This is a genomic window from Novipirellula rosea, assembly GCF_039541335.1.
GTDB classification, from domain to species: domain Bacteria; phylum Planctomycetota; class Planctomycetia; order Pirellulales; family Pirellulaceae; genus Novipirellula; species Novipirellula rosea.
Map to the genome: position 1 here is coordinate 124,984 of NZ_BAABGA010000120.1, position 19,959 is coordinate 144,942.

The 19,959-nt window shown below is 55.1% G+C and carries 15 protein-coding genes; 8 read left to right on the forward strand and 7 right to left on the reverse strand.

Annotated features, from left to right (window positions below; all coding sequences use genetic code 11):
- Positions 1–150: 150 nt before the first annotated feature.
- From ABD971_RS32810 to ABD971_RS32820, 3 genes are all read right to left on the reverse strand, one after another.
- Entirely contained in the window at positions 151–1,041 is an 891-nt protein-coding gene (locus ABD971_RS32810; protein ID WP_345327901.1) for an SMC-Scp complex subunit ScpB, read from the reverse strand.
- Positions 1,042–1,108: 67 nt separating this feature from the next.
- The gene (locus tag ABD971_RS32815; protein WP_345327902.1) at positions 1,109–3,334 is read right to left on the reverse strand and encodes a protein kinase domain-containing protein; all 2,226 of its coding nucleotides are present in this window, start codon (positions 3,332–3,334) and stop codon (positions 1,109–1,111) included.
- 29 nt (positions 3,335–3,363) lie between these two features.
- A complete protein-coding gene (locus ABD971_RS32820) occupies positions 3,364–3,675 on the reverse strand; it encodes a hypothetical protein (RefSeq protein ID WP_345327903.1) in 312 nt (103 codons plus the stop codon).
- On the opposite strand from ABD971_RS32820, the gene ABD971_RS32825 reads away from it, so the two are divergent.
- Together ABD971_RS32825 and ABD971_RS32830 are read left to right on the forward strand one after the other, a co-directional pair.
- Positions 3,674–4,840: an amidohydrolase family protein gene (locus ABD971_RS32825; protein WP_345327904.1), complete on the forward strand. Its 1,167-nt coding sequence runs from the start codon at positions 3,674–3,676 to the stop codon at positions 4,838–4,840. The two genes, ABD971_RS32820 and ABD971_RS32825, sit on opposite strands and share 2 nt — an antisense overlap.
- Positions 4,837–5,925 carry an SAM-dependent methyltransferase gene (locus ABD971_RS32830; RefSeq protein WP_345327905.1) on the forward strand — a complete coding sequence of 363 codons (1,089 nt, stop codon included), beginning with the start codon at positions 4,837–4,839 and terminating at the stop codon, positions 5,923–5,925. The genes ABD971_RS32825 and ABD971_RS32830 overlap by 4 nt, the downstream gene beginning before the upstream one ends.
- Positions 5,926–5,998: 73 nt before the next feature.
- Here the strand turns inward: ABD971_RS32830 and ABD971_RS32835 are convergent, their stop codons facing one another.
- Positions 5,999–7,687, reverse strand: coding sequence for a sigma-70 family RNA polymerase sigma factor (locus ABD971_RS32835; RefSeq protein WP_339936068.1), 1,689 nt, complete (start codon positions 7,685–7,687; stop codon positions 5,999–6,001).
- A gap of 1,032 nt (positions 7,688–8,719) precedes the next feature.
- Here ABD971_RS32835 and ABD971_RS32840 point away from each other — a divergent pair.
- The 4 genes from ABD971_RS32840 to ABD971_RS32855 all read left to right on the forward strand — a co-directional run bounded on the left by ABD971_RS32840 (position 8,720) and on the right by ABD971_RS32855 (position 13,620).
- A complete protein-coding gene (locus tag ABD971_RS32840; RefSeq protein WP_339936069.1) occupies positions 8,720–10,270 on the forward strand; it encodes a hypothetical protein in 1,551 nt (516 codons plus the stop codon).
- A gap of 154 nt (positions 10,271–10,424) precedes the next feature.
- Positions 10,425–11,435, forward strand: a complete 1,011-nt coding sequence (locus ABD971_RS32845) for a hypothetical protein (RefSeq protein ID WP_339936071.1) — start codon at positions 10,425–10,427, stop codon at positions 11,433–11,435.
- A gap of 185 nt (positions 11,436–11,620) precedes the next feature.
- Positions 11,621–12,811 (forward strand): GTPase ObgE, encoded by a 1,191-nt coding sequence (gene obgE, locus ABD971_RS32850; protein WP_339936072.1) that lies wholly within the window; start codon positions 11,621–11,623, stop codon positions 12,809–12,811.
- Positions 12,808–13,620: a type III pantothenate kinase gene (locus ABD971_RS32855; protein ID WP_345327906.1), complete on the forward strand. Its 813-nt coding sequence runs from the start codon at positions 12,808–12,810 to the stop codon at positions 13,618–13,620. Before obgE ends, ABD971_RS32855 begins: the two co-directional genes overlap by 4 nt.
- Positions 13,621–13,798: 178 nt before the next feature.
- On the opposite strand, the gene ABD971_RS32860 is transcribed toward ABD971_RS32855, so the two are convergent.
- The gene (locus ABD971_RS32860) at positions 13,799–15,265 is read right to left on the reverse strand and encodes a coiled-coil domain-containing protein (RefSeq protein WP_345327907.1); all 1,467 of its coding nucleotides are present in this window, start codon (positions 15,263–15,265) and stop codon (positions 13,799–13,801) included.
- Positions 15,266–15,328: 63 nt separating this feature from the next.
- Positions 15,329–15,745 carry a DUF6384 family protein gene (locus ABD971_RS32865; RefSeq protein ID WP_345327908.1) on the reverse strand — a complete coding sequence of 139 codons (417 nt, stop codon included), beginning with the start codon at positions 15,743–15,745 and terminating at the stop codon, positions 15,329–15,331.
- A 342-nt stretch (positions 15,746–16,087) separates the two neighbouring features.
- Between ABD971_RS32865 and ABD971_RS32870 the strand changes: the two genes are divergently transcribed.
- The gene (locus ABD971_RS32870; protein ID WP_339936076.1) at positions 16,088–17,338 is read left to right on the forward strand and encodes a cell surface protein; all 1,251 of its coding nucleotides are present in this window, start codon (positions 16,088–16,090) and stop codon (positions 17,336–17,338) included.
- Between the two features lie 349 nt (positions 17,339–17,687).
- On the opposite strand, the gene ABD971_RS32875 is transcribed toward ABD971_RS32870, so the two are convergent.
- Positions 17,688–18,812, reverse strand: coding sequence for an aldose epimerase family protein (locus tag ABD971_RS32875; RefSeq protein ID WP_486348658.1), 1,125 nt, complete (start codon positions 18,810–18,812; stop codon positions 17,688–17,690).
- A gap of 74 nt (positions 18,813–18,886) precedes the next feature.
- Here ABD971_RS32875 and ABD971_RS32880 point away from each other — a divergent pair, with 74 nt between their 5' ends.
- Positions 18,887–19,951 carry a tRNA dihydrouridine synthase gene (locus tag ABD971_RS32880; protein WP_339936077.1) on the forward strand — a complete coding sequence of 355 codons (1,065 nt, stop codon included), beginning with the start codon at positions 18,887–18,889 and terminating at the stop codon, positions 19,949–19,951.
- Positions 19,952–19,959 lie beyond the last annotated feature (8 nt).

The following is a 19,959-nucleotide window of genomic DNA, read 5'->3' on the forward strand; positions in this document are numbered from 1 at the left end:
ACACCTCACCAAGGTTGAAGGGACCAGCAACGTCACCAAAAGGAATCCTTCCCCTCGTCCAACTCAAAGTCAACCCCCAAAATTAAGCTATGTCCCCACGCGGATGAGGCTCGACGGAACTTTTGGCGAGTTTCGCTGGCTGCTGAAACCTTAGGTTACACCGCGGAGGCCTTCTTCGACTTGCGGCAGGTCGTCAAGCGATTCGAGTTCAAACAGCGTCAAAAATCGCTCGGTCGGATAATAATGTGGGACCGCTCGGCCACCCTCCTCGGGGATTTTTCGCTCGATGCTCAGCAGTTGGCGACGAACGAGTTGGTTCAGCAACGGGCCGCATTCGCGACCACGCTGGTCTTGAACTTTTTGGGCCGAAATGCCGGGCTGGTACACCACAAGCGCAAGAACCTCGATCGCGGCCTGCGCGAGTTTGGCTTCGCGGATTTTGCCCGAAAAGGATCGCCGCACATTCTCGACTTCCGGTGAAATCGTCATCCGGTACCCTTGGTCATCCCGAATGATTCGCAACGCTTGGTCCGCGTCCCGATACGACTGGTTCAGCTTTGCGATCAACTCGACCACTTCTTCGGGCGTGACCTCACGCATCAGCGCCGCAAGTCGCTGTTCGGTGATCAGTTTGTTTTCAGGGTGACCGATAAACAACGCGCCTTCGATGATCGCTTCGGGCGTTACCAGTTCGTCTTCTTCGGCGTCCGCTTCGTCTTCGAACGCGGCTTCTAACTCATCGGCAGATGATTCATTCGCAGCCTCCTCCTCCTCGCTGGGGGCAAAGGCTTCGGGATCATGTTTGGCTGCGGCTCGCGCATAGGCCGCGCCGAGATCATCGAGCGACAATTCTTCGGCATCGTCGATCCACGGTTCGTCACTCGAATGCGACGCGTTGTCGGTGGGCTGTGCTGTGTCGTCGCTGGCCTTCGTCACGTCGTTGTCAGCATCGCCGCTTTCTTGGTTGTTGTTCTGAGCCGCGGATTGCATCGGAGCGTCGTCGTCCGCTGGCTCGTCGACATCCTTATTGAGATCAGCCATTTCGTTTCCTGGTGGGAGCCTTTCGAAGGGAGGCGTTTTAAGTGAGTGAGAACCTTTCTCGGGGACATCAAACCGCTATGGTTTCGGTCATTCCGGTTCGATCACTCGTGTCTTTATCCGGGACGCTTTCCGAAGCGACCCTGGATTCGCCCGTGCGTTGCACGAAGATCCACAATACGACGGTCACGAGCAAGATCGATGCGATTGCTGCGGCTCCTTCGGTCAACAGCACCGAACGCATTTGCCCCACCGGCGCCATAACGGTCGAAAGCCGGTATTGGACCAGCACCAACAAATCGGTGGTTTCTTTTGAAAGTTCACCTTCTTGGTCCAGTCCAAGACCATTCGGATTCGGCAATTCCACCGCCTGCATCGCGACGATCCAATCACCCGCGTAAGGTTTGCCGTCGACACAGTTGGAAACGGGATCTCGATAATCGACATCGCCTCCTTCCAGAATGCGATCGATCAATTTTGCATCGACTTGGAATTTCTCGCCGGCCAACGTTGTGCCTGCTTCACGCCGATGGTCCATCAAGGGGTGTTGCAGCACCGTGCCTCGCATCGGTCCTTCGCGTGCTTCGATCAGCACCGCGATTTGATTGGCTCCTTGTTCACTTTGCAGCAACTGAAAATCACCGAGATTGATGGTAGCCACAAAAACCGCATCAGGTCGGGTGTGATCGTCGGTGAAATAAATCGGAGTGCTCACCGCGATTTTCCAAAGCCCCGTCGCCGTACTTTGAAACGCCGCGGACAAATGAGTGCGTTCGAGTGGGGCAATCGTTTCGGGTGGGGTTTCAGGGGCGAGATCGTTCCGTCCGCCGTGGAAATAGCCACGGAATGCAAAGTTGCGTCCGGCACTGTTTTGCGATCGTGGAATGGCTTCGTCGTACACGATTCCGATGATCGTTCCCATCGCATCGGTGATAAACATCGTGGCAAAACGCGGTCGGCGTGATGAGGGGGACGGATCATCGTACCGCTGCAATCGTTCACGGAGCCAATGGTCGATCCGAAGTCGCGGTTCCGCGTCGAGTATCGCCTCGCGGGCGGCGATCTTCTCGGCCGCGCTGCTGCGCGAAGATCCAATGATCTCGCGTGAAGATTTCATCTCAGGGTGATTGAACGATTCTTGCAACAGTTGGCGAAGTTCCTGACCGCGTGTTTCGGTTCGCGCGGCTTGAAAGTAGCGTTCGATCTCGCTTTCGAGCATGCGTGCAGCAAATTTGGCAGCCAATTGATTGCTGCCAAATGCTTCTTGGCGAAGTGCCTTGACCGTACTTTGGCTGGCGTGCTCGACACTTCGTGCAGCAAAAATTCCGGTCGCCAGCAACACCAGCAGCGGGCCGACAATGCCAAGTAACATCAGTGGTCGTCGAGCGTGTGCGCGGTCACGACGGTTTAGGTCCTGCAGAATCTGCTGCACATTCTCGTAGCGATCGGCCGGATTCGGAGCGAGACATCGGTTGACGATCCGGGCTAACATGCGGTCCACGCCACGCACCAGGAAATGGCCGTTGGGAGGATCGCTTTTGTGAATCGCTTCGCGATACCGCTCGAGCCGTTTGGGAAGCGAGCCTGCGGTATCGATCTCGCCGACGATCGATTCGTCACGATACGGAGGCGTTCCCGTCAGCAGCCGATACAATATCGCTCCCGCTGCGTAGACATCCCACTGCGCATCCGGGCTGGAATTCAAATCGGCTTGCTCGGGAGCCATGTAAAACAGCGTTCCGAGCGCAGGCGTTTGGTCATGCGACATCCGGCTTTGCCCAAAATCAGCCAAACGAGGCTCGTTATCGTCACTGAGCAAAACGTTGGCAGGTTTCAGGTCACAGTGCAGCACCCCTTTGCCATGACAATGATTCAGCCCCACCACGATCTTGCGGAACATGTCGACCGCTTCGGTTACCGGCATTTGGTGGTTATGTTCAAGGAAGTCTTCGAGCGATCCGCCGGTGACCAATTCCATCACATAATAAGGTGGAACGGCGTCCCAGCCGACCTCGAGCACTTGCACGACGTGGCGATCCGCGGAAAGTTGGACAAGGTTTTTGACTTCACGACTGAGCAGCGACCAGTTGACACCCCCGCGGTGCAGATAGAATTTCACGGCCACGCTGCGTCCGGTGTTCAAATCGAGCCCGACCCAAACTTGACCAAATGCACCGGCGCCAAGAAATTGTTGCAGCCGATAGCCGGGAACTTCCGCGGGGGGCGTGGTTGCCTCTAGCGAGAGTTTTTGGCTTGCCGACTGGCCGCCTGCCGTCTGGTACTCCGTTCGATCCATGTTCACCCGCGTTTACCAACCAATGACATTCAATGACCCAAGACGATGATGGCTAACTTAAACGACGTTATTGTACCGGAGAATGTTCGGATGACTGCCGCCCAAACGAGGTGCAGCCGCAAGAACGTGTCAATCACTCGCGTGCCACCAAGATCCTTCACCAACCTATGCATTTTCCCGATCGCCAGGGCGATCGCTTTGCCACCGATGGTTCCTGCGATTCTGGGGGTGTTCGTCGTCCTGTTGTCAATGTCCATCGCCGACGGACAGTCGCCTGAGAGGCCGGAATCGACCGAGACGCCAAAATCGACCGAGACGCCTGAATCGGTCGAAACCGACATGCCCCTCTCCCCCCCGGTTGCTCCGCTGGACGGACGTGACGGCCGAGAACTTTTGCTGAGAAATTTTCGCCCCCAAAGCCAACTTCGCGTCCCGGCCCACCCTCGCACCCACGCGGCGTTTCCCGTCGTCGATGTGCACACTCACTTCTATTACAAATTGCGGGGAAACTCGCAAGCGATCGACGACTTTGTCAAATTAATGGATCGCAACCAGATCGCCCTGTGCGTCTCGTTGGACGGCAAGCTTGGGAACCAGCTTGATGCCCATATGAAAGAGCTGTGGACCGATTATCGCGATCGCTTTGTCATCTTCGCCAATATCGATTGGCAAGGCGACGGAGCCGCCGATGATCCGGCTAGCTGGGATTGTCACCGTCGTGGTTTCGCCGAGCGGACCAGCGAAAAGCTGCGTGACGCCGTGAGCCGAGGCGTCAGTGGCTTGAAAATATTTAAACGATTTGGCCTCGGCTACAAAAATCCCGACGGATCGCTGATCAAGATTGACGATCCTCGCTGGGATCCGATTTGGCAGACCTGTGGCGAGTTAGAGATTCCCGTGATCATTCACACCGCCGACCCGGCCGCCTTCTTTGACCCCATTGATGAAACCAATGAACGCTGGGAAGAACTGAGTCGTCATCCCGATTGGAGTTTTTATGGCGACAAGTTCCCGTCGCGTGACTCGCTGCTGGCGGATCGCAACCGCGTGATCGCTCGTCATCCTAAGACGCAGTTCATCGGCGCCCACATGGCTAACAATTCCGAAGACCTAGCCACCGTCGGACAATGGTTGGATCAATATCCCAATCTGTGGGTCGAGCCGGCGTCGCGAATCAATGAACTTGGACGCCAACCGTATACCGCACGCGACTTCATCATTCGGTATGCCGATCGGATTCTGTTTGGGACCGACGGCCCATGGCCCGAAGCAAGGCTTCGTTACTACTGGCGATTCTTTGAAACGCGAGACGAAAACTTTCCATACAGCGAAAAAGTGCCTCCTCCGCAAGGCATCTGGACGATCGATGGCATCGATTTGCCGGACGACGTGCTCAAGAAAATTTACCATGAAAACGCGGCGAAATTGATTCCCGGAGTCGCTGAGCGACTCGCAGCATTTCGCCGTGATCCCCCCGCAACGAATAACCGCAAAGTCTCGCAGTGAATAAGAAAGACAATACAACGGCTCCGTCATCAGGTCCCTCGTTCGCAATGATGTGTTGCGCCTATGGGGCCGAAAATGCGGTCAAAGCATCGATCACGTCCGAGGGCTGGCGACTTGCCTTTTCGCGGCCTGGGTTTGTTACCGCCAAACATGACGAAGCTCGCAATCCGCCCAAAGGAATCTTTATTCGGACCTCCTCGTCTTCGTTGGGGCAAGCACGCGGAACCGATGGGGCATCGCTGATTGACACGCTGTGCGGCTTGCTCGAAGAGCGTTATCCCCGCGAGTTTCGGTTTGACCAATTGCATCTTTGGCCCAAAGACCGTGCCCCGATCGGCCGATTCGATTTTGAACCGGGGATTGATGAAGTTTCGCGTGCGATCGCTGAGGAAATCTATACAAAAATTGGAGCCGATTGGATCCGCTCGGACGCTCCGAACCGCGTCGCCCAACCAGGCGAAAAGATCCTCGATGTCGTGTTGCTTGAACCGTCGCATTGGTTCATTGGCACGCATGAGGCCGAGACGTGGCCAACGCGTTGGCCCGGAGGAATCCAGCCAATCGATTTGGCCGAAGAACCGGTCTCGCGAGCCTACTACAAAGCCGCCGAAGCGATCCAGTGGAGTGGTTTTGAAATGCAGCGAGGCGATCTTGCCGTCGAGATCGGGTCAGCGCCCGGTGGTGCTTGTGGCCGTCTGCTCGAACTGGGGATGGATGTGATCGGGATTGATCCAGCTGAGATGGATCCGCGAATCGCCCAGCATCCTCATTTCCGGCACATCGTCGCCCGCGCCGATGATCTGCCACGCCGCGAATTCCGCGGCGCCAAATGGATGCTGGTCGATTCCAGTGTCACACCCAACCAAACCCTGGCCACCGTCGCCAATGTGGTTTGCAATCGCAACAGCAATTTTCGCGGTCTGCTGATCACGCTGAAGCTGGGGGATTATGACGCTGCGGAGCGAATCGAATCGTGGCGGAGAAAGGTCGAGTCGTGGGGGGCGACCGATGTTCAAATTCGGCAACTTGCTCGCAATCGCTGCGAAGTCTGTTTCGCCGTGCGGTTACCGGGACGAAGTTCGTAACCCACAAAAAACCTCGCACCACGATTGGAATCGCGACGCGAGGTTTTTGAGGAGATTCGATTTCGCCGAGCGTTTACGAGCCTAGTTCGACATCGATTTTCGCTTCGTTCGCGGCTTCACGCAATTTCATCAGTGCTCGGACTTCGAGTTGGCGGATGCGTTCTTTGGTCACGCCCATCTCGTCGCCGACCTCTTTTAGCGTGAGTGGTTCGTTGCCGCGTCCGAGGCCGAAGCGAGCCGTGATGATTTTTTGTTCGCGTTCATCCAAGCGGTCCAAGATTTTTGACAGCTCGCGTTGTCGTGAACGCTGCACCGTTTCTTCGGCGTACGGATCAAGTCGATCGTCCTGACGCGACAAGAACAGTTCTTCGGTCGTCGTGCGGAATCGATCGCGATGTTTGAACTCGCTGGGAATCGTGCGAGCAAAGTTTTTCATGATTGCCCATGAAGCATACGTGCTGAACTTATTGCCACGCGAGTAATCAAACTTTTCCACGGCGCGAATCAACGACATGTTGCCGTCGCTGATCAAGGCGAAGAAGTCATCGCTGCTGGCGACGTGACGCTTGGCGATCGAAACGACCAAACGCAAATTGCTTTGCACGATCTTGTTCTTCACTTTGACCGCTTCTTCGTACAGCGAATCAATTTGGTCCATCACTGCGGTACGGGATGCCCCAGCGGTCTCGAGACTATCTCGCAACCGACTCGCCTTGTGCTTCAAGTAATTCATTTTGCGGAACAAGTGGTATTCTTGTTCACGATTCAATAGCGGCACGTCATACAGAGCGGCCAAGTAGCTTGGCAATCCGCTCGGCACGCGGACTTTGCGTGGCGGCGTGGTGGCTTCGGGCAGCGGCGCCAAGATTTCCGCTTCGCGGGCTTCGAGAATCCGTGCCGGAGCGTCAAAGTCTTCGTTGTACATATAGTCCAACGGCAACTCCATCACGTGTTGCATTCGCATATCCAACAAGATGCGTTGGATACTTGAACGTGTCCGCTTGAATCGTTTGCACAACTGCGACACCGACGCTCCTTGCGTCGCCAGTTTGAAAATGGCTCGTTTGTCGTCGTCGGTCAACGTCGCACGATGGTTGGGGAAGATCGCCAGTTGTTGGTGATCGGCATCAAAATTCTTCAGCGTATAACGGATCGTTTCCGGACTGCGATTCATTTGCTCAGACAATTGCCGAGTGACGTCCGACAAACTGGCTCCGCCTTCGACCAATTGCCGGGCGCGTTCGACCATCTCGCTCTTCTCATCATCGCTGAGTTGGCTGAAACGTTCGCCGCGACGAATTTTTTCGCGGTTTTTGGAAATGAAGGCTTCCACACTGCTGTGCAGGAATCCGACGCGTTTGCGTCCGCCGAACAACAACCGGCGGCTAACCAAACCAGCATCTCGCCAACGGCTGATCGTCTTGGTGGAAACACTGAACAAACGGCTCAGGTCATCGACGGTGTGAACCGGTTCGCTGAACTCATTGACTGCCACATCGGCCGAATCGCTGAGGTCTTCGATCAACAGATGAAGATCGTGCTTCAGATCGGCCGCTTCGACGTTATGTCGACTTGGCTTTTCGGGACGATAGTTCGTGATGCGGAAACAGAGGTAATCAAACGAGTACGGCCGATTCGGCTCGATCTCGCTGCAGAGTTTTTCTGCAAGAGCAGCTTGCTCGACCTTCTTTGCCTTGGGGGCAAATCGAGTTAGCTGATCACGGAGTTCCTGAATTTTTGCGTCGCGATATTCTTCGTGCATCGCCATTCCCTTCCCAGTGCTATGGTACGTGATGTCGATTGACTTCCCTGCGACCCCGGCGGATCGCTCGACTTCGTACCGGTGTTGCCCGGGTATCACCCTATCCGTAGGGCAAGATACTGTTTGTTTCGCTTCCGAAAAATGCAGTTGGAAAAAAACTTTCCATCTCTCACTTCACTTTGCGAAACCACCAACGACTCCTTGCCATTGGCATTCACTCATAGTACGCGAAAAACGCACACTACGTTTCCACTTTTGACCAATTAAATCCGGCGGATGTTCACTTTTTTCTAAGGATTAGGCAATTTCTCGCGAAATCCGCTTGGCTTGTGCCTTCGCACCGAAAACTAACTACCGGCTAACTGACCAACGCAGAGGTACAGGAAATTTGGGGCCAAAACGAACCAATTCGGTCAGAAATTTTCGGAGAAATACCGAAACGTGTTGCCCTGCAACGCTTTAGCGTCTCTCCAGCTGAATACCCGTTCTTGGTCAATGTCCGCCAATAGTCCAGCTCAATTGTAAAATTTTCGAAATGTTTGCAAATTCCGTCCCGTCTGGGAGCACCTCGTCTCATTACGCGACACGGTTCTTCGCTCTGCCGCGTCGACTAATCCTATAGAGGGGGTTGGCTGTTGTCGACCCGTTTCCAGAGATTGTGGTTATTGCCGCTGGAGGTTCGGTGTCAGTTTGATTGGATGAAGGTAGCCGAACGCCGCGCACGAGAGTTTATTGCGAGGGGTAATTCGGGGCCTTGGGTAGCTCGGGGCATCCAGTAAAACGCGACGAACGACATCTCTGTCGACAGACTTGACCTCATTTGCTGCGACCAAGGGGGACGGCTCGCGGTTAGCAGCGTGGCGCCGTTTCTGAGGATTGTGCCGGTTTTTTCTTAGCTGTACCCCTGGGGATGGTCGATCAAACAGAGGCAAGGTGGGCGCTACGCAGCGCGGGTTCCGGAACCGTTGTTCGACATGGCATCGATGGTTTGCCGGAGATCTTATTAACTCTGGATACTGAAGTAGGTTGGATATGTCACGCCAAATTCTTTCGAACACCCTGACCCGCGAAAACACCGCAAGTCGGCGAAAGTTCTTAGGAATGGCCTCGGTCCTGGTCGCAGGCACCGCGGTATCAGCCAGTGCGCTCTCGGTCGCGCTTGCCCATGCAGAGGAACCCTCGTCGACAAAAGTAGGGCAGGAAATCAGCGAGCCTGTGACGCTTGCGGTCAATTCAAATTCGCAATTGTTCCGTGTCCGTATGGAGCTTGATGTTGAAGGGAATGTCAATGTTCCCGCCAACTCGTTGGTGTCTCGCAAAAAAGCGATGGTGGTGCCACTGAAAAGCGAAGCGGTATTTGACTACGAAGAACGCTATCGGTTGCCCGACGATGCGCAGACCGGTTCGTTTGTCACCGCGACCGAGCGTTTGTATCACGAAGCCGAGAGCATCAATGAGCTCAACGGTCTAAAACGCCACTCGAAACTGCGTTCGGCTGTTGCCCACACGATGTTGCGTCGGGACACGCTGCCGGAGGTTCTGTACTCGACGACTGAATCGTTGACGAACGACGAACTCGGTTTGTTGCGAGTGCCGGTTTCAAGCGTTGCTGTCGACGGCATGCTGCCGGAAGATGCGGTTGTTGTCGGAGACCAATACATCATCGATTCCGAACCGATGCGTTATCTGTTGAACTTGACGTCGGTCGAGCAGAGCGAAGTGAAGGCCGAAGTGGTCTCGGTGACCTCGACCGATGCCCGCATTCAAGTTCGCGGCAACGTGGACGGCAGTGTCGAAGGCGTCCCCACCAAAATTCGTGTGGTGGGCAAATTGACGTTCGATCGCAAGGCGGGCGTGACGACTTGGTTTGCGATGGCGGTTCACGAGACACGCGAAATCGGGATTGCGGTTCCCGGATTTGATGTCGCGGCGACGATCAAGATGGTACGGCAACCGCTCGCCAAAACGATCAAAATGCCAGCGAAGCCGTTGCCCGTGGACATTACCGCGGCGGTGGATCCCACGCATTTGTTGGTGGATTTGCAGAGCGACCAAGTGGGGATTGCCACCCGGATGGATCGTCGTTGGCGGATGATGACGGATGCCCGCGGCGTCGCGATGATGCGAATGATCGAGAACGATCGCAGCATCGCGCAGTGCGATTTCCGCCGCCTTTCGAAACTCGAAGAAGGCAAGCAGTGGACGATGGAAGCGCTGCAGCAGGACATCAAAAAGACACTTGGCGAGCAGTTGGTGCAGTTGGAACTCGCCAATGAAACGGTCAGCGACGAGGGGCTCCGCGTGTTGACGGTGATCGCCCGTGGCGCGGTTCAAGAGGTTCCAATCCGCTGGATTATCCAGCATTTTTCCGACGATACGGGCCGCCGTGTATTGGCGACGTTTACGATGGAAGGCGATTCCGTCGACGCTTTTGCCAGCTCGCATGTACAATTGAGCGAGACGTTGCGGTTCCGTGATCCAAGCGGTGCTGCCGAAGAGCATGTTGAAATCGCAACCCAGTCGAAGATCCAAACCCGTCGCGATGGCGACAAACCGGTTCCCTCGGCAAGCGATGTGCGTTGATCGCCGTCCGCTGTGCCGGACTGATCGTGCCGGGGCTGATTGTGCCGGGGCTGATTGTGCCGGGGCTGATTGTGCCGGGGCTGACAGTGCCCGCTCTCCCAGGGGCCGGGTCTGAAATTTTATTGCCGTAAAAATTCCTCACCACACCGATGGTATGAATATGTTTTCTCGCCGAGCCATTTTATCCTCAGGGCTTTGCCTCGCCTTTTTCAGCAATTCGTTCGCTCAAGAGGCGGCGAAGGAAGCCGACGATGCTGTGAAAGATCCTTCGTCGACCGAGCAAACCAAGTTCGCTCCGGGCGTGGTCACCGTGATCCCGCCCGCTCCGGATCCGGTGGAAACGTTCGACGGACCGTTGACGCTGCAGACCTTGCTCGACGGGCACCCCGAAATTTTGTGGGGCGGCGATTCGCATCCCGATGGGACACCTCACTTTGACCCACGAAGCCGGATGTTGGCCGAAATGGCTCAGCAGGTGTTTTTGCGGCGTGAGATTTATTGCTTCGAATTTGCCTTCAAACCGCTTCGCCAAATCTTGACCGATGTACCGCGAGCGGATGGACGTTTACAGCGCAAATTGGTGTGGTACATGGTCTTTCGCGTTCGTTATCTCGGTGGCGATTTGCGTCCGGCGGCAGATGAAATTGGTGGCAAGGATGTTTACGAGCGGATTGAATCGGTCAGCTACGAATCACGCCGCGTCTTTCCCATGTTGGTGCTGAACAACCGGATCACGGGCAAACGGTACATGGATCGAATTTTGCCGACGGCGAAAGAGAAGATTGCGATCCGCGAACAAATCACAGCTCCGCTGTACAACACCGTCGAAATTTCACGCGTCAATGTTCCGCGAACCAGCGATCCGGCGGCACCTGGCGTTTGGGGTGTGGCGACGTGGGAGGATGTCGATCCGAAGCTGGACTTCTTTTCCGTCGACGTTTTCGGTTTGACCAACGCGTTTCAGCAAGATGGCGAGGGGGCTGACGCGCCGTACCGTAAAAAGGCACTGCAGCTGAACTTCTATCGCCCCGGCGACGCGATCGCTCAGAATCTCGACACGATTCGGTTTGGCGTTCCTGCTTACGAGAAAGCGAAGGAACAGAAGTACGTGTTAGAGCACTACGGGCTGGACGAGCGACTCGACTATCGCTGGATTTTCAGATAGGATGCTTTTTAGCTGCATTATCGACTAAAAGCGAGTTTCACCCGCTGCGGAAGTCCGTCGACGCTGACCGCAGAATCCCGAAGCACGCTTGGCATCCTAACGCGGCTAGTTTCCACCATCCAACCGCGGCTGGCCTTCATTATGACTGGGGTCAGCCGTTTTCTGTTCTGTAAGAATCCCACAACATGTTCGTTGATCGCGTTCGAATCGAGCTTCACGCCGGCAAAGGTGGTGATGGCTGTATGAGTTTCCGCCGAGAGAAATTCGTTCCACGCGGTGGCCCTGACGGTGGCGACGGGGGGGATGGAGCCAGTTTGATTCTGGAAGCCCGCGACGGAGTCAACTCGCTCGCCGCGTTCGCAAACCGGCGGATGTATCGAGCCACCAAAGGCCAACCGGGGCAAGGTTCGATGCGAAACGGCCGTCGAGGCCAAGATCAAACGCTGTTCGTTCCTCCGGGAACCACCGTGATCGATGCCGAAAACGGATTTGTCATCAAAGACTTGGCCGAGCCAGGTGATCATTTCGTCGTCGCTCGAGGCGGCAAAGGGGGACGTGGCAATGCGTCCTTTAAAACCAGTACCAATCGCGCCCCGTATGAAAAAACGATGGGCGAGTTGGGCGAATCTCGCGATGTGATCCTAGAGCTCAAATCCATCGCGGACGTCGGGTTGGTGGGGATGCCCAATGCCGGCAAAAGCACGCTGCTGAGCCGTATCACGAGCGCCCGCCCCGAGATCGCGGATTACCCGTTCACAACCAAACACCCCAATCTTGGTATTGTCGAGATTGGAATTGAACGGTCATTTGTATTGGCGGATATCCCGGGATTGATCGAAGGAGCGAGTGAGGGCATCGGGCTTGGTCACGAATTTCTACGTCACATCGAGCGAGCGGGTCTGTTGGTCCATCTCGTCGAACCGTCGCCTACCGACGAGACGGATCCTCTTCACAATTACAACGCGATTCGTTCCGAGTTGATTCAGTACGATGCGACGCTAGCCGAACGTGAAGAGATCGTCGTCGTCAGCAAATCGGAAATGGAAGGCGCCGAGGAACTACGCCAAACGCTTGCCGAGGTGACGGGCAAACATGTCCACATGATTAGTGCTCTGAATGGCGAGGGGCTCGAGGAACTCAAGAACGAGATCATGGCGAGGGTGCAAAAACGCCGCGAAGCCGCGTTGGCTGCCAAGGCAAAAAAGAACGCCCCCGTTACCGAATCGCCAGCGGATGAACCTGAAAAACCTCGCCGACGCTTGCCACCTCATTTGGCAGGGCCGACGGCATTAATGTCCGACGATAACCAGGCGACCGACTTTGACCTCGAAGCTTCGCAGGAAAAAGCCAAGTCAAAGTCGGAGGATGCGACGTGAAGCGGCCGGCCGGCGTGATCGCGGTCGATGTGGGCAACACGGCGGTGAAATTATCGCTCCGCAGCAATGATTTGGCTGCGGATAAAAAGGCTGCGGACGCAGCAAACCCCGATTGGATTCATCAATCCTTTGCGTTGGATCGATCGCGATGGTGCGAATCGCTTGTCGATTGGGTGCGCGAACAGGCTCGCAATGACGTTGTCAGTGAAGCCTCGCAGTGGCGAATCGCTAGTGTCAATCAGCGTGCGTCGGATCCGCTGTGTCAACTGATCCAACGATCCTTTCCCCAGTCGACATCGCGGCTAATTTCTTATCGCGATGTGCCGATGCCGGTTGATGTCGATTCGCCCGCTCAATTGGGGATCGATCGATTGCTCAGTGCCTTTGCAGCACGCAATCGTTACGCCGCGCCGTTGGTTGTGATTGATGCTGGCAGCGCCGTGACCGTTGATCTGGTGAATGCCGCAGGTGCGTTTGCGGGCGGAGCGATCCTGCCGGGATTAACCCTTCAGACCAATGCATTGACGATGGGAACCGCAGCGCTGCCGATGATCGATTGGCAGAATTCAGATGTCGTCTCGATCCCGGGACGCAACACCGTGGGGGCTATCCGGCTCGGAGTGCTGACGAGTGTAACCGCGTCAATCGACCGATTGATTTCCCATTATTCCGAGCGACTCAGCGAGACGGATCAACCGCCCGTCGTAATCCTTTGTGGTGGCGATGCCGCGGTGATCTCGCCACACATTCAAAACAAACATGTCACGCACACGCACTTGGTTTGTCAAGGTCTGTTGGATCTTGACTGAAGCAGTGTCACCCCACGTCCTCCGATGGCGGCAAGAAAAGTGGGAAAGTCGTCAAGCCTGTCTCATGGCATCCTCGACACGCTGTAATGCTACGCTGTGTGAAGACAGCAGGCTGGAAGTCTATGCTACGGGGTGACGACAGGTTGGAAGCCAATTCCACATTGTGTGGCATGCCGTTCTAGCGTCGGCGGTGATTGCCGCTGCTGGAACTTCCGTCGTCCCACGTCATTCGATTTCGGCCGCGACGCTGTCCGGCACGTCGCGCGTGGGCTTGCATCGCACCGCCGGCCGCATGCGCCATCGCGTTGATCAACACTTGCGTCATGGGATGCGTCGCAACACTGGTGATTTTCTCTGTCGTGGTAGGTCCCCAACGCTGTGCCGACCGAATTCGTTCCCACAAACCATTCACATCATTGACGTCACGTGCCCGATACAGATCGTCCAGCACATCAAGCGTGCCGACGAATTGCGACCGAGAGGAATCGAATTGCAACGCACGAAATCGCTGAATCACTTGTCCTAACGCGTCCATCATCGCTTGCATATGGACCAAACTGTCTCGCCGCGTCTCTACCGTTTTTTCTAACTCGTCGATCTCCAACTCAACTCCCACTAATCGGGCAACGATTTGGTCGTCGGTCAGCTCGGGGGTCTCTCTGGCGCGCTCTCGCAGTTCACGGCTGTCGGTCTTTTCCAGCATCCCTCGGAAAATGGAAATGGCTTCGCGATAGTACGGCCCTCGTGTGTCATCGAGTTCCGTCAATTCACGCTCGATTGAATTGGTGTTTTCAACCACTTCATTGAGCACCTTTAATTGTGATTCCCGTTTGGCTTCGAGCTGTTGCCGCTCTGAAATTTTAGTTTGTAAACCGAGTTTCCTGGCAACATCGTCGCGATGCCGTTCGAGTTCGTTCATTACCGTGTCAAACGCTTGTCGGTCGGCGGCAATGATCTCACGCATTTTCTCGGGCGTTTGTTTTAGAAACTCGTAGCTCTTTCTCGCCTGTTGATAGTTAATGAACTTGGCTAACCACCGGTCCGCACGGCGAGTGAAGCCTCGCTTGGAATATTGCTCGGTGCCGAAACGCTCATCGTACAGATAGCGGAACAAAGAACTGCTGTCATAAGCGGGTAATTTGCGAGCGGCGTCCTGGTCGATCTCTTGCAAATTAGCTTCCGCACGTTCCAGTGCTGCTTCAGCGACGGCGGCTCGATCCGAAAGGCGAACAAATTCATCCGATTCTCGCAGGCTCCGTTCCACTTGATCGGCGATTTCTTGCTCCGCTTCGGTCGCAGCATCCAATTCGACATTGATCGTCATCAACTCGGCTTCGAGTTGCTCGCGGTTTCGATTGGCATTGGCAAGCGATTCACGCACACGGCGGCGATGATCTTCTTTACGCATCAACACGTCCGCAACACTCGAGCGGACGTCGCTCCATGTTTCGCGGATTGCTTCAAGACTTAGTTCTGGCAAATAGTGCTCGGCCAATTCGACCAAGGCGTCGCCACGATGATCCTCGAGGTTATCGCGTTCCCCTTTGCTGGACGAAATTCGCTGCCGTTCTTGCTCGAGCCGCGTTTGCGCATTGGCGTAGGCGTCAATCAATTGGCGATGAACTGCGGGACCGGAGATGGGCATTTGCACTGAAACCTAAAAATGAAGCAGATCCAACTGACATGCGGAAGAATCGATTCGCGATTCTCAAGCGAAGAAATACCACAGCAAACCGCTCGCGGCAGCAAGCGTGCCGGCGCCGTACATAATGCGATCTCGCCACACCCAACAATGGGCGATAAAGCTTTTAAATCCCGACTCAGGATCTTCATAGGTGTGCAGCGTCGACAAGTATTGATCAATTGCCGCATCGATTTCGGCTTCGGTGACGTTGTCGCCTGAGAGTTGAGCGGCACGTGTTAATTTTTTGCGAAGGTTCGTCCGCACATCATCATGTCGAAACATCACTTCGGCGGTCTCACGCTGGTCCCGCATCTCGCGAGCGACATCCATCACTCGCAATGTTTCTTCGAGCGTCAAGTTCTGGCCAGGCAACTCGATCTGTGACATCGAATGCGGACGCGCACTGCGCGGTGCCTGTTGCTGTGCGTTGGCGTTGGGCATAACACGAGGGGTCTAAGAAACGGGGAAACGGGCAAGAATGTGAAAGGGGATGCGGCATGTTGCTTGGTTATTCTATGCAATCGTTCCTTTTTGCAGAGTGTGTTGAATGCGAGAGTGAGGCAAAATCGTTTAGTTTCCGAATAAATGCGGCGGCACGTTGCGATAGCAGGATTCAAACAGGATTCTATGCAGGCCATAAAAACAGACGAATAGGGCGCTCGGCACCACGACTCTCTGGCCCCCTGGTATGATTGCCATGCGGGCTTGTTGCCCCTAATCTAATGAGTGCAAAGACTCATCACACCGGCATCCTATTGCCAATCAATCGTGGAGAATTACGGCATGTCCGATCAAGCTCAAGCGTCCGCACCCGAACCCCAAAAGAGTGAGATTCGCTCGGCCGCCGAAGTGGCAAGGGAACGCGATTCCAAGTCGATGCGTGAGTATCTCGATCGCGCGTTAGACGTGTTGAAAAAGTTCGGCGGCGCCAGCGCGAATGAGGCACCGCAAGAATTGATTTCGTTGCTTGAAAATGTTCGCCACTTGGACGAAGGCAAAGTGATCGCGATCGCCGAGGTGATCAAGCACATGAGTGCGTTTAACGCGCTTGTACGCGATAATGTCGAAAGCATTCAAATCGGCAATCGCTACATGGAGATCACCCAAATGTTCGACTCGGTTCGCGAGGACAGCAAGCGATTGATCGGACAACTCGACGACGGCAAAATCAGCGGCACCGAAAAGGTGTCCAATTGGTGGATGAAGCTCCGCCGCGGAACTCCGAGTGATCGCTTTGAAAAAATTGTCGAGATCTACGGCGACGTGGCCAAGGACACCAAAGAAGCTCTGAAGACCGAAGAACTGATCATGGACGCCTATATCGATTTCCGTTTCGCACTGAAGGAAGCCGAAATCCTGGCTCGCGAATTGTTGGATATGCAGGTTCCCATTCTCGATGCCGCCAAAGCCAACCTGTCGACCGCACAAGAAGCACTCGACAACTACGCCGGCAGCGACGAAGGGGGCAAGAGCAAGGCGGAACTTGCTCGTGATGAGTCGCGTCATCGTTACGAAAAAGAAGACGAAACGTATCAACTGCTCAAGGACATCGCCGAGAACTTGGAAATCGGTTACGACGTCGGCGAAACGTTGATCACCAAGTTAAAGCAAACGCACGATGTGAAGGAACGCGTATTCCGTCGTTCGGTGACCTTCTTTACCACCAACGAACATGTCTTCACGATCCTCGGCACGGTCTACACCAGCCAGCACGGATTGCACGAAGTCACTCAGGCTACCGAAGCGATGAAGACGGGGGTGAACAAGGGACTCGAGGATGTTGCCACGCTAGGCCGCGAGCTCGAACGAGCCGCTTTGAAGGCAGGTTACGGCAGCACGATTGATCCCGAATCGGTTCAGAAATTGGTGGACGCGATCAGCGGATTCCAAGTCGAGTCGTTAGAGATGATTGCCGAGTTGCGACGCGAAAGCGAAGAGAGCACCAAGGCGATTCGCAAGAGTGTCGAAGAGGGCAAGAAGAAGTACCAAGAAACACTCGCACGCCATGCTCGCGGCGAACTGGGCAAGAGCTAAGCACGCTTGGGACTTTAAAGGTAGCGAAAGTCGCGAAGACTTTCGTTGTTTTTTCCGGACGGTCCGAAACTCTTGGCGAGTTTCGCTACCGTAAAACGGTGCGGTAATACTGCACGTGCGGCCTGGCAATATTGAATCTTCGGGTAGTGGACGAGGCAACGAGTCCCCTTGAGCTGGCATGTGGCAGGACTCGTTGCCTCGTCCACTACGGCCAACCCTAACTTTCATCCCCGACAAACTACGAGCCCGACAAACTACGAGCCTGACAAACGACTGGACCAGCCGAAAGTCTTGACGACTTCCGCTACGCCGAATCAACGGGGATCAGAATTAAAACGTACTCCGGGGTTTAGTCCTGTGTGCTGAACCGATGCACGGTCACTTCGTTTAACGTTTGGCCAGGCCGCAGCAGGGTGCTGGGGAATGATTCGTGATTCGGTGCATCAGGGTAATGCTGGGTCTCTAAGCAAAAGGCGTCGTGACCGCCGGCGCCTGCGGAATTCGCGTTGCCGGGAAGGTGATTGGCGGTGTAGAGCTGCATGCCAGGCTGAGTGGTTTCAATTTCCAGTACCCGTCCCGACTTGGGATCGACCACTTTCGCCGCCTTTCTTAGCGTGCCTGCTTCGCCACGAACCACATAGCAGTGGTCATAGCCTTTGGTAGCGGGAAGTTTTTCGATGCGATCGCCGAGCGCCGTCGGTTTGCGGAAATCGAGCACGCTGCCATCCAAGCTGTTTAGCTTTCCGGTCGGGATCAAGTCTTCATCGACATCCAGCGCCTGATCGGCTTCGATCGTGACCACGTGATCCAGGGCGGTGCCGCTGCCGGTGCCCCTCAGGTTCCAGTAGCTGTGGTTGGTTAAATTGATGTGGGTTGGAGCGTCGGTGGTTGCGGAAAATGCAATTTTCAATTCGTTTTGGTCGTTCCAGCTGTAATCAACGGTGGCGTTGACGGTGCCGGGAAAGCCTTCTTGGCCATCGGGGCTGGTCAAATGAAAGCGAACGCCGACGGAATCATCGTCTTGATAGCTTTCGCCCTGCCAAAATTGGTAGGTAAAGTTCTTGTTGCCACCATGCAGCATGTGTTTTCCATGATTCAGGGTGACTTGGTAATCTTTGCCGTCGATCGTAAACTTTCCATTTCCGATGCGGTTACAGAAACGGCCCACGGTGCTGCCAAAGTAGGGATGGCCGGACAAATAGGGCTCGAGCTCCGAAAATGCCCAGTTGACGTTTGCGACGTTGCCCCTGGAATCGGGGACATTCACGTCCAACAGTGTGGCTCCCCAATTCATCACCGAAACCGAATTGCCTTGCGAATTGGTCAACGTAAAACGCGTGACTTCATCACCCGAGGGCGTTGTTCCGAATCGGCTTGTTTCAATTTTCATGGTCGGCGGAGCTTTGGCTATCGTGAAGGAAGGAACAAGAATGGCCAGCAAAAAGGCACTGAATTTGATGTATGAATTTAACATGACGCCTCTTTTTTGAGTATGTGCCACAATCGAATTGGGCATCAACGGGGCAAAGTCCAGCAATCCTTGACATTATGACTACCACATTTCAAACACAACCGCTCACGATTGGAAACGTCTCGATTGGATTTCCCGTCGTTCAGGCGGCGTTATCGGGCTACAGCGACTTGCCGATGCGGGTGATCGCACGCCGGCATGGGGCGAGCTATACCGTATGTGAGGTGATGCTGGATCAATTTTTGGTCGCGCTGAGCAAACGGCAAAAAACAAAACACTTCCTCGAAATCGATCCCGACGAACCGCCGGTGGGTGGCCAATTGATGGGGGCCGAGCCGGAACAGTTCTCGGCCGGTGCGATGAAGTTGGTCGAAGCTGGGTTTGACATCATCGACGTCAACTTCGGCTGCCCCGTCAAGAAAGTGCTGGGCCGTTGCCGTGGCGGATTCCATTTGTCGCAGCCATCAGTCGCGATCGAAATCCTTCGGCGGACTCGCGATATCGTTCCCGATCATATTCCCGTCACTGTCAAAATGCGACGTGGGATGGACGATACCGCCGAATCACGAGACTCGTTTTTCGAGATTCTCGATGGCGCGATGGACGCCGGGCTCGCAGCGGCTACGGTCCACGGACGCACCGTCAAACAGCGGTACAACGGTCCGAGTCGCTGGGAATTTTTGACCGACGTGAAACAGTACGTTGGCGACCGACTGAAAATCCTCGGCAGCGGCGATTTGTTCTCCGCCGCCGATTGTATGCGAATGCTGCAGCAGACCGGAATCGATGGAGTCACGGTGGCGCGTGGTGCGATCGGCAATCCGTGGATCTTTTCTCAGGCCCAGGCTCTCGCCAATGGTGATGCATTGCCACCGCCGCCGACATTGCACGAACAAGCACGCGTGATTCAAGAACATGTTGAACTTTGCGAGCGAACGTATACGCCCGAGCGAGCGTTAATTTTGATGCGAAAGCATTGTATCAAATACTCGCAAAGTCACCCGAACCACGAAGCGGTGCGGCAAGATTTAGCCCGAGTGCGAGAGCGAGCTGAGTTCGACGCCGCGCTCGAGCGTCATTACGGCAGCGATGGCCCCGGCCGCTACGTTCCCGATGACTATCATCGCAAAGAAGCCGAGTAGGCTTGATC

What these genes read in the sequence shown, in the direction of transcription:
- ABD971_RS32815 (WP_345327902.1), bottom strand. Translation starts at nt 3,334, where the DNA reads ATGGATCGAACGGAGTACCAGACGGCAGGCGGCCAGTCGGCAAGCCAA.
- ABD971_RS32840 (WP_339936069.1), top strand. Translation starts at nt 8,720, where the DNA reads ATGTCACGCCAAATTCTTTCGAACACCCTGACCCGCGAAAACACCGCA.
- ABD971_RS32810 (WP_345327901.1), bottom strand. Translation starts at nt 1,041, where the DNA reads ATGGCTGATCTCAATAAGGATGTCGACGAGCCAGCGGACGACGACGCT.
- ABD971_RS32875 (WP_486348658.1), bottom strand. Translation starts at nt 18,812, where the DNA reads ATGTTAAATTCATACATCAAATTCAGTGCCTTTTTGCTGGCCATTCTT.
- ABD971_RS32880 (WP_339936077.1), top strand. Translation starts at nt 18,887, where the DNA reads ATGACTACCACATTTCAAACACAACCGCTCACGATTGGAAACGTCTCG.
- ABD971_RS32865 (WP_345327908.1), bottom strand. Translation starts at nt 15,745, where the DNA reads ATGCCCAACGCCAACGCACAGCAACAGGCACCGCGCAGTGCGCGTCCG.
- ABD971_RS32845 (WP_339936071.1), top strand. Translation starts at nt 10,425, where the DNA reads ATGAATATGTTTTCTCGCCGAGCCATTTTATCCTCAGGGCTTTGCCTC.
- ABD971_RS32870 (WP_339936076.1), top strand. Translation starts at nt 16,088, where the DNA reads ATGTCCGATCAAGCTCAAGCGTCCGCACCCGAACCCCAAAAGAGTGAG.
- obgE (WP_339936072.1), top strand. Translation starts at nt 11,621, where the DNA reads ATGTTCGTTGATCGCGTTCGAATCGAGCTTCACGCCGGCAAAGGTGGT.
- ABD971_RS32820 (WP_345327903.1), bottom strand. Translation starts at nt 3,675, where the DNA reads ATGTCGGTTTCGACCGATTCAGGCGTCTCGGTCGATTTTGGCGTCTCG.
- ABD971_RS32825 (WP_345327904.1), top strand. Translation starts at nt 3,674, where the DNA reads ATGCCCCTCTCCCCCCCGGTTGCTCCGCTGGACGGACGTGACGGCCGA.
- ABD971_RS32835 (WP_339936068.1), bottom strand. Translation starts at nt 7,687, where the DNA reads ATGCACGAAGAATATCGCGACGCAAAAATTCAGGAACTCCGTGATCAG.
- ABD971_RS32860 (WP_345327907.1), bottom strand. Translation starts at nt 15,265, where the DNA reads ATGCCCATCTCCGGTCCCGCAGTTCATCGCCAATTGATTGACGCCTAC.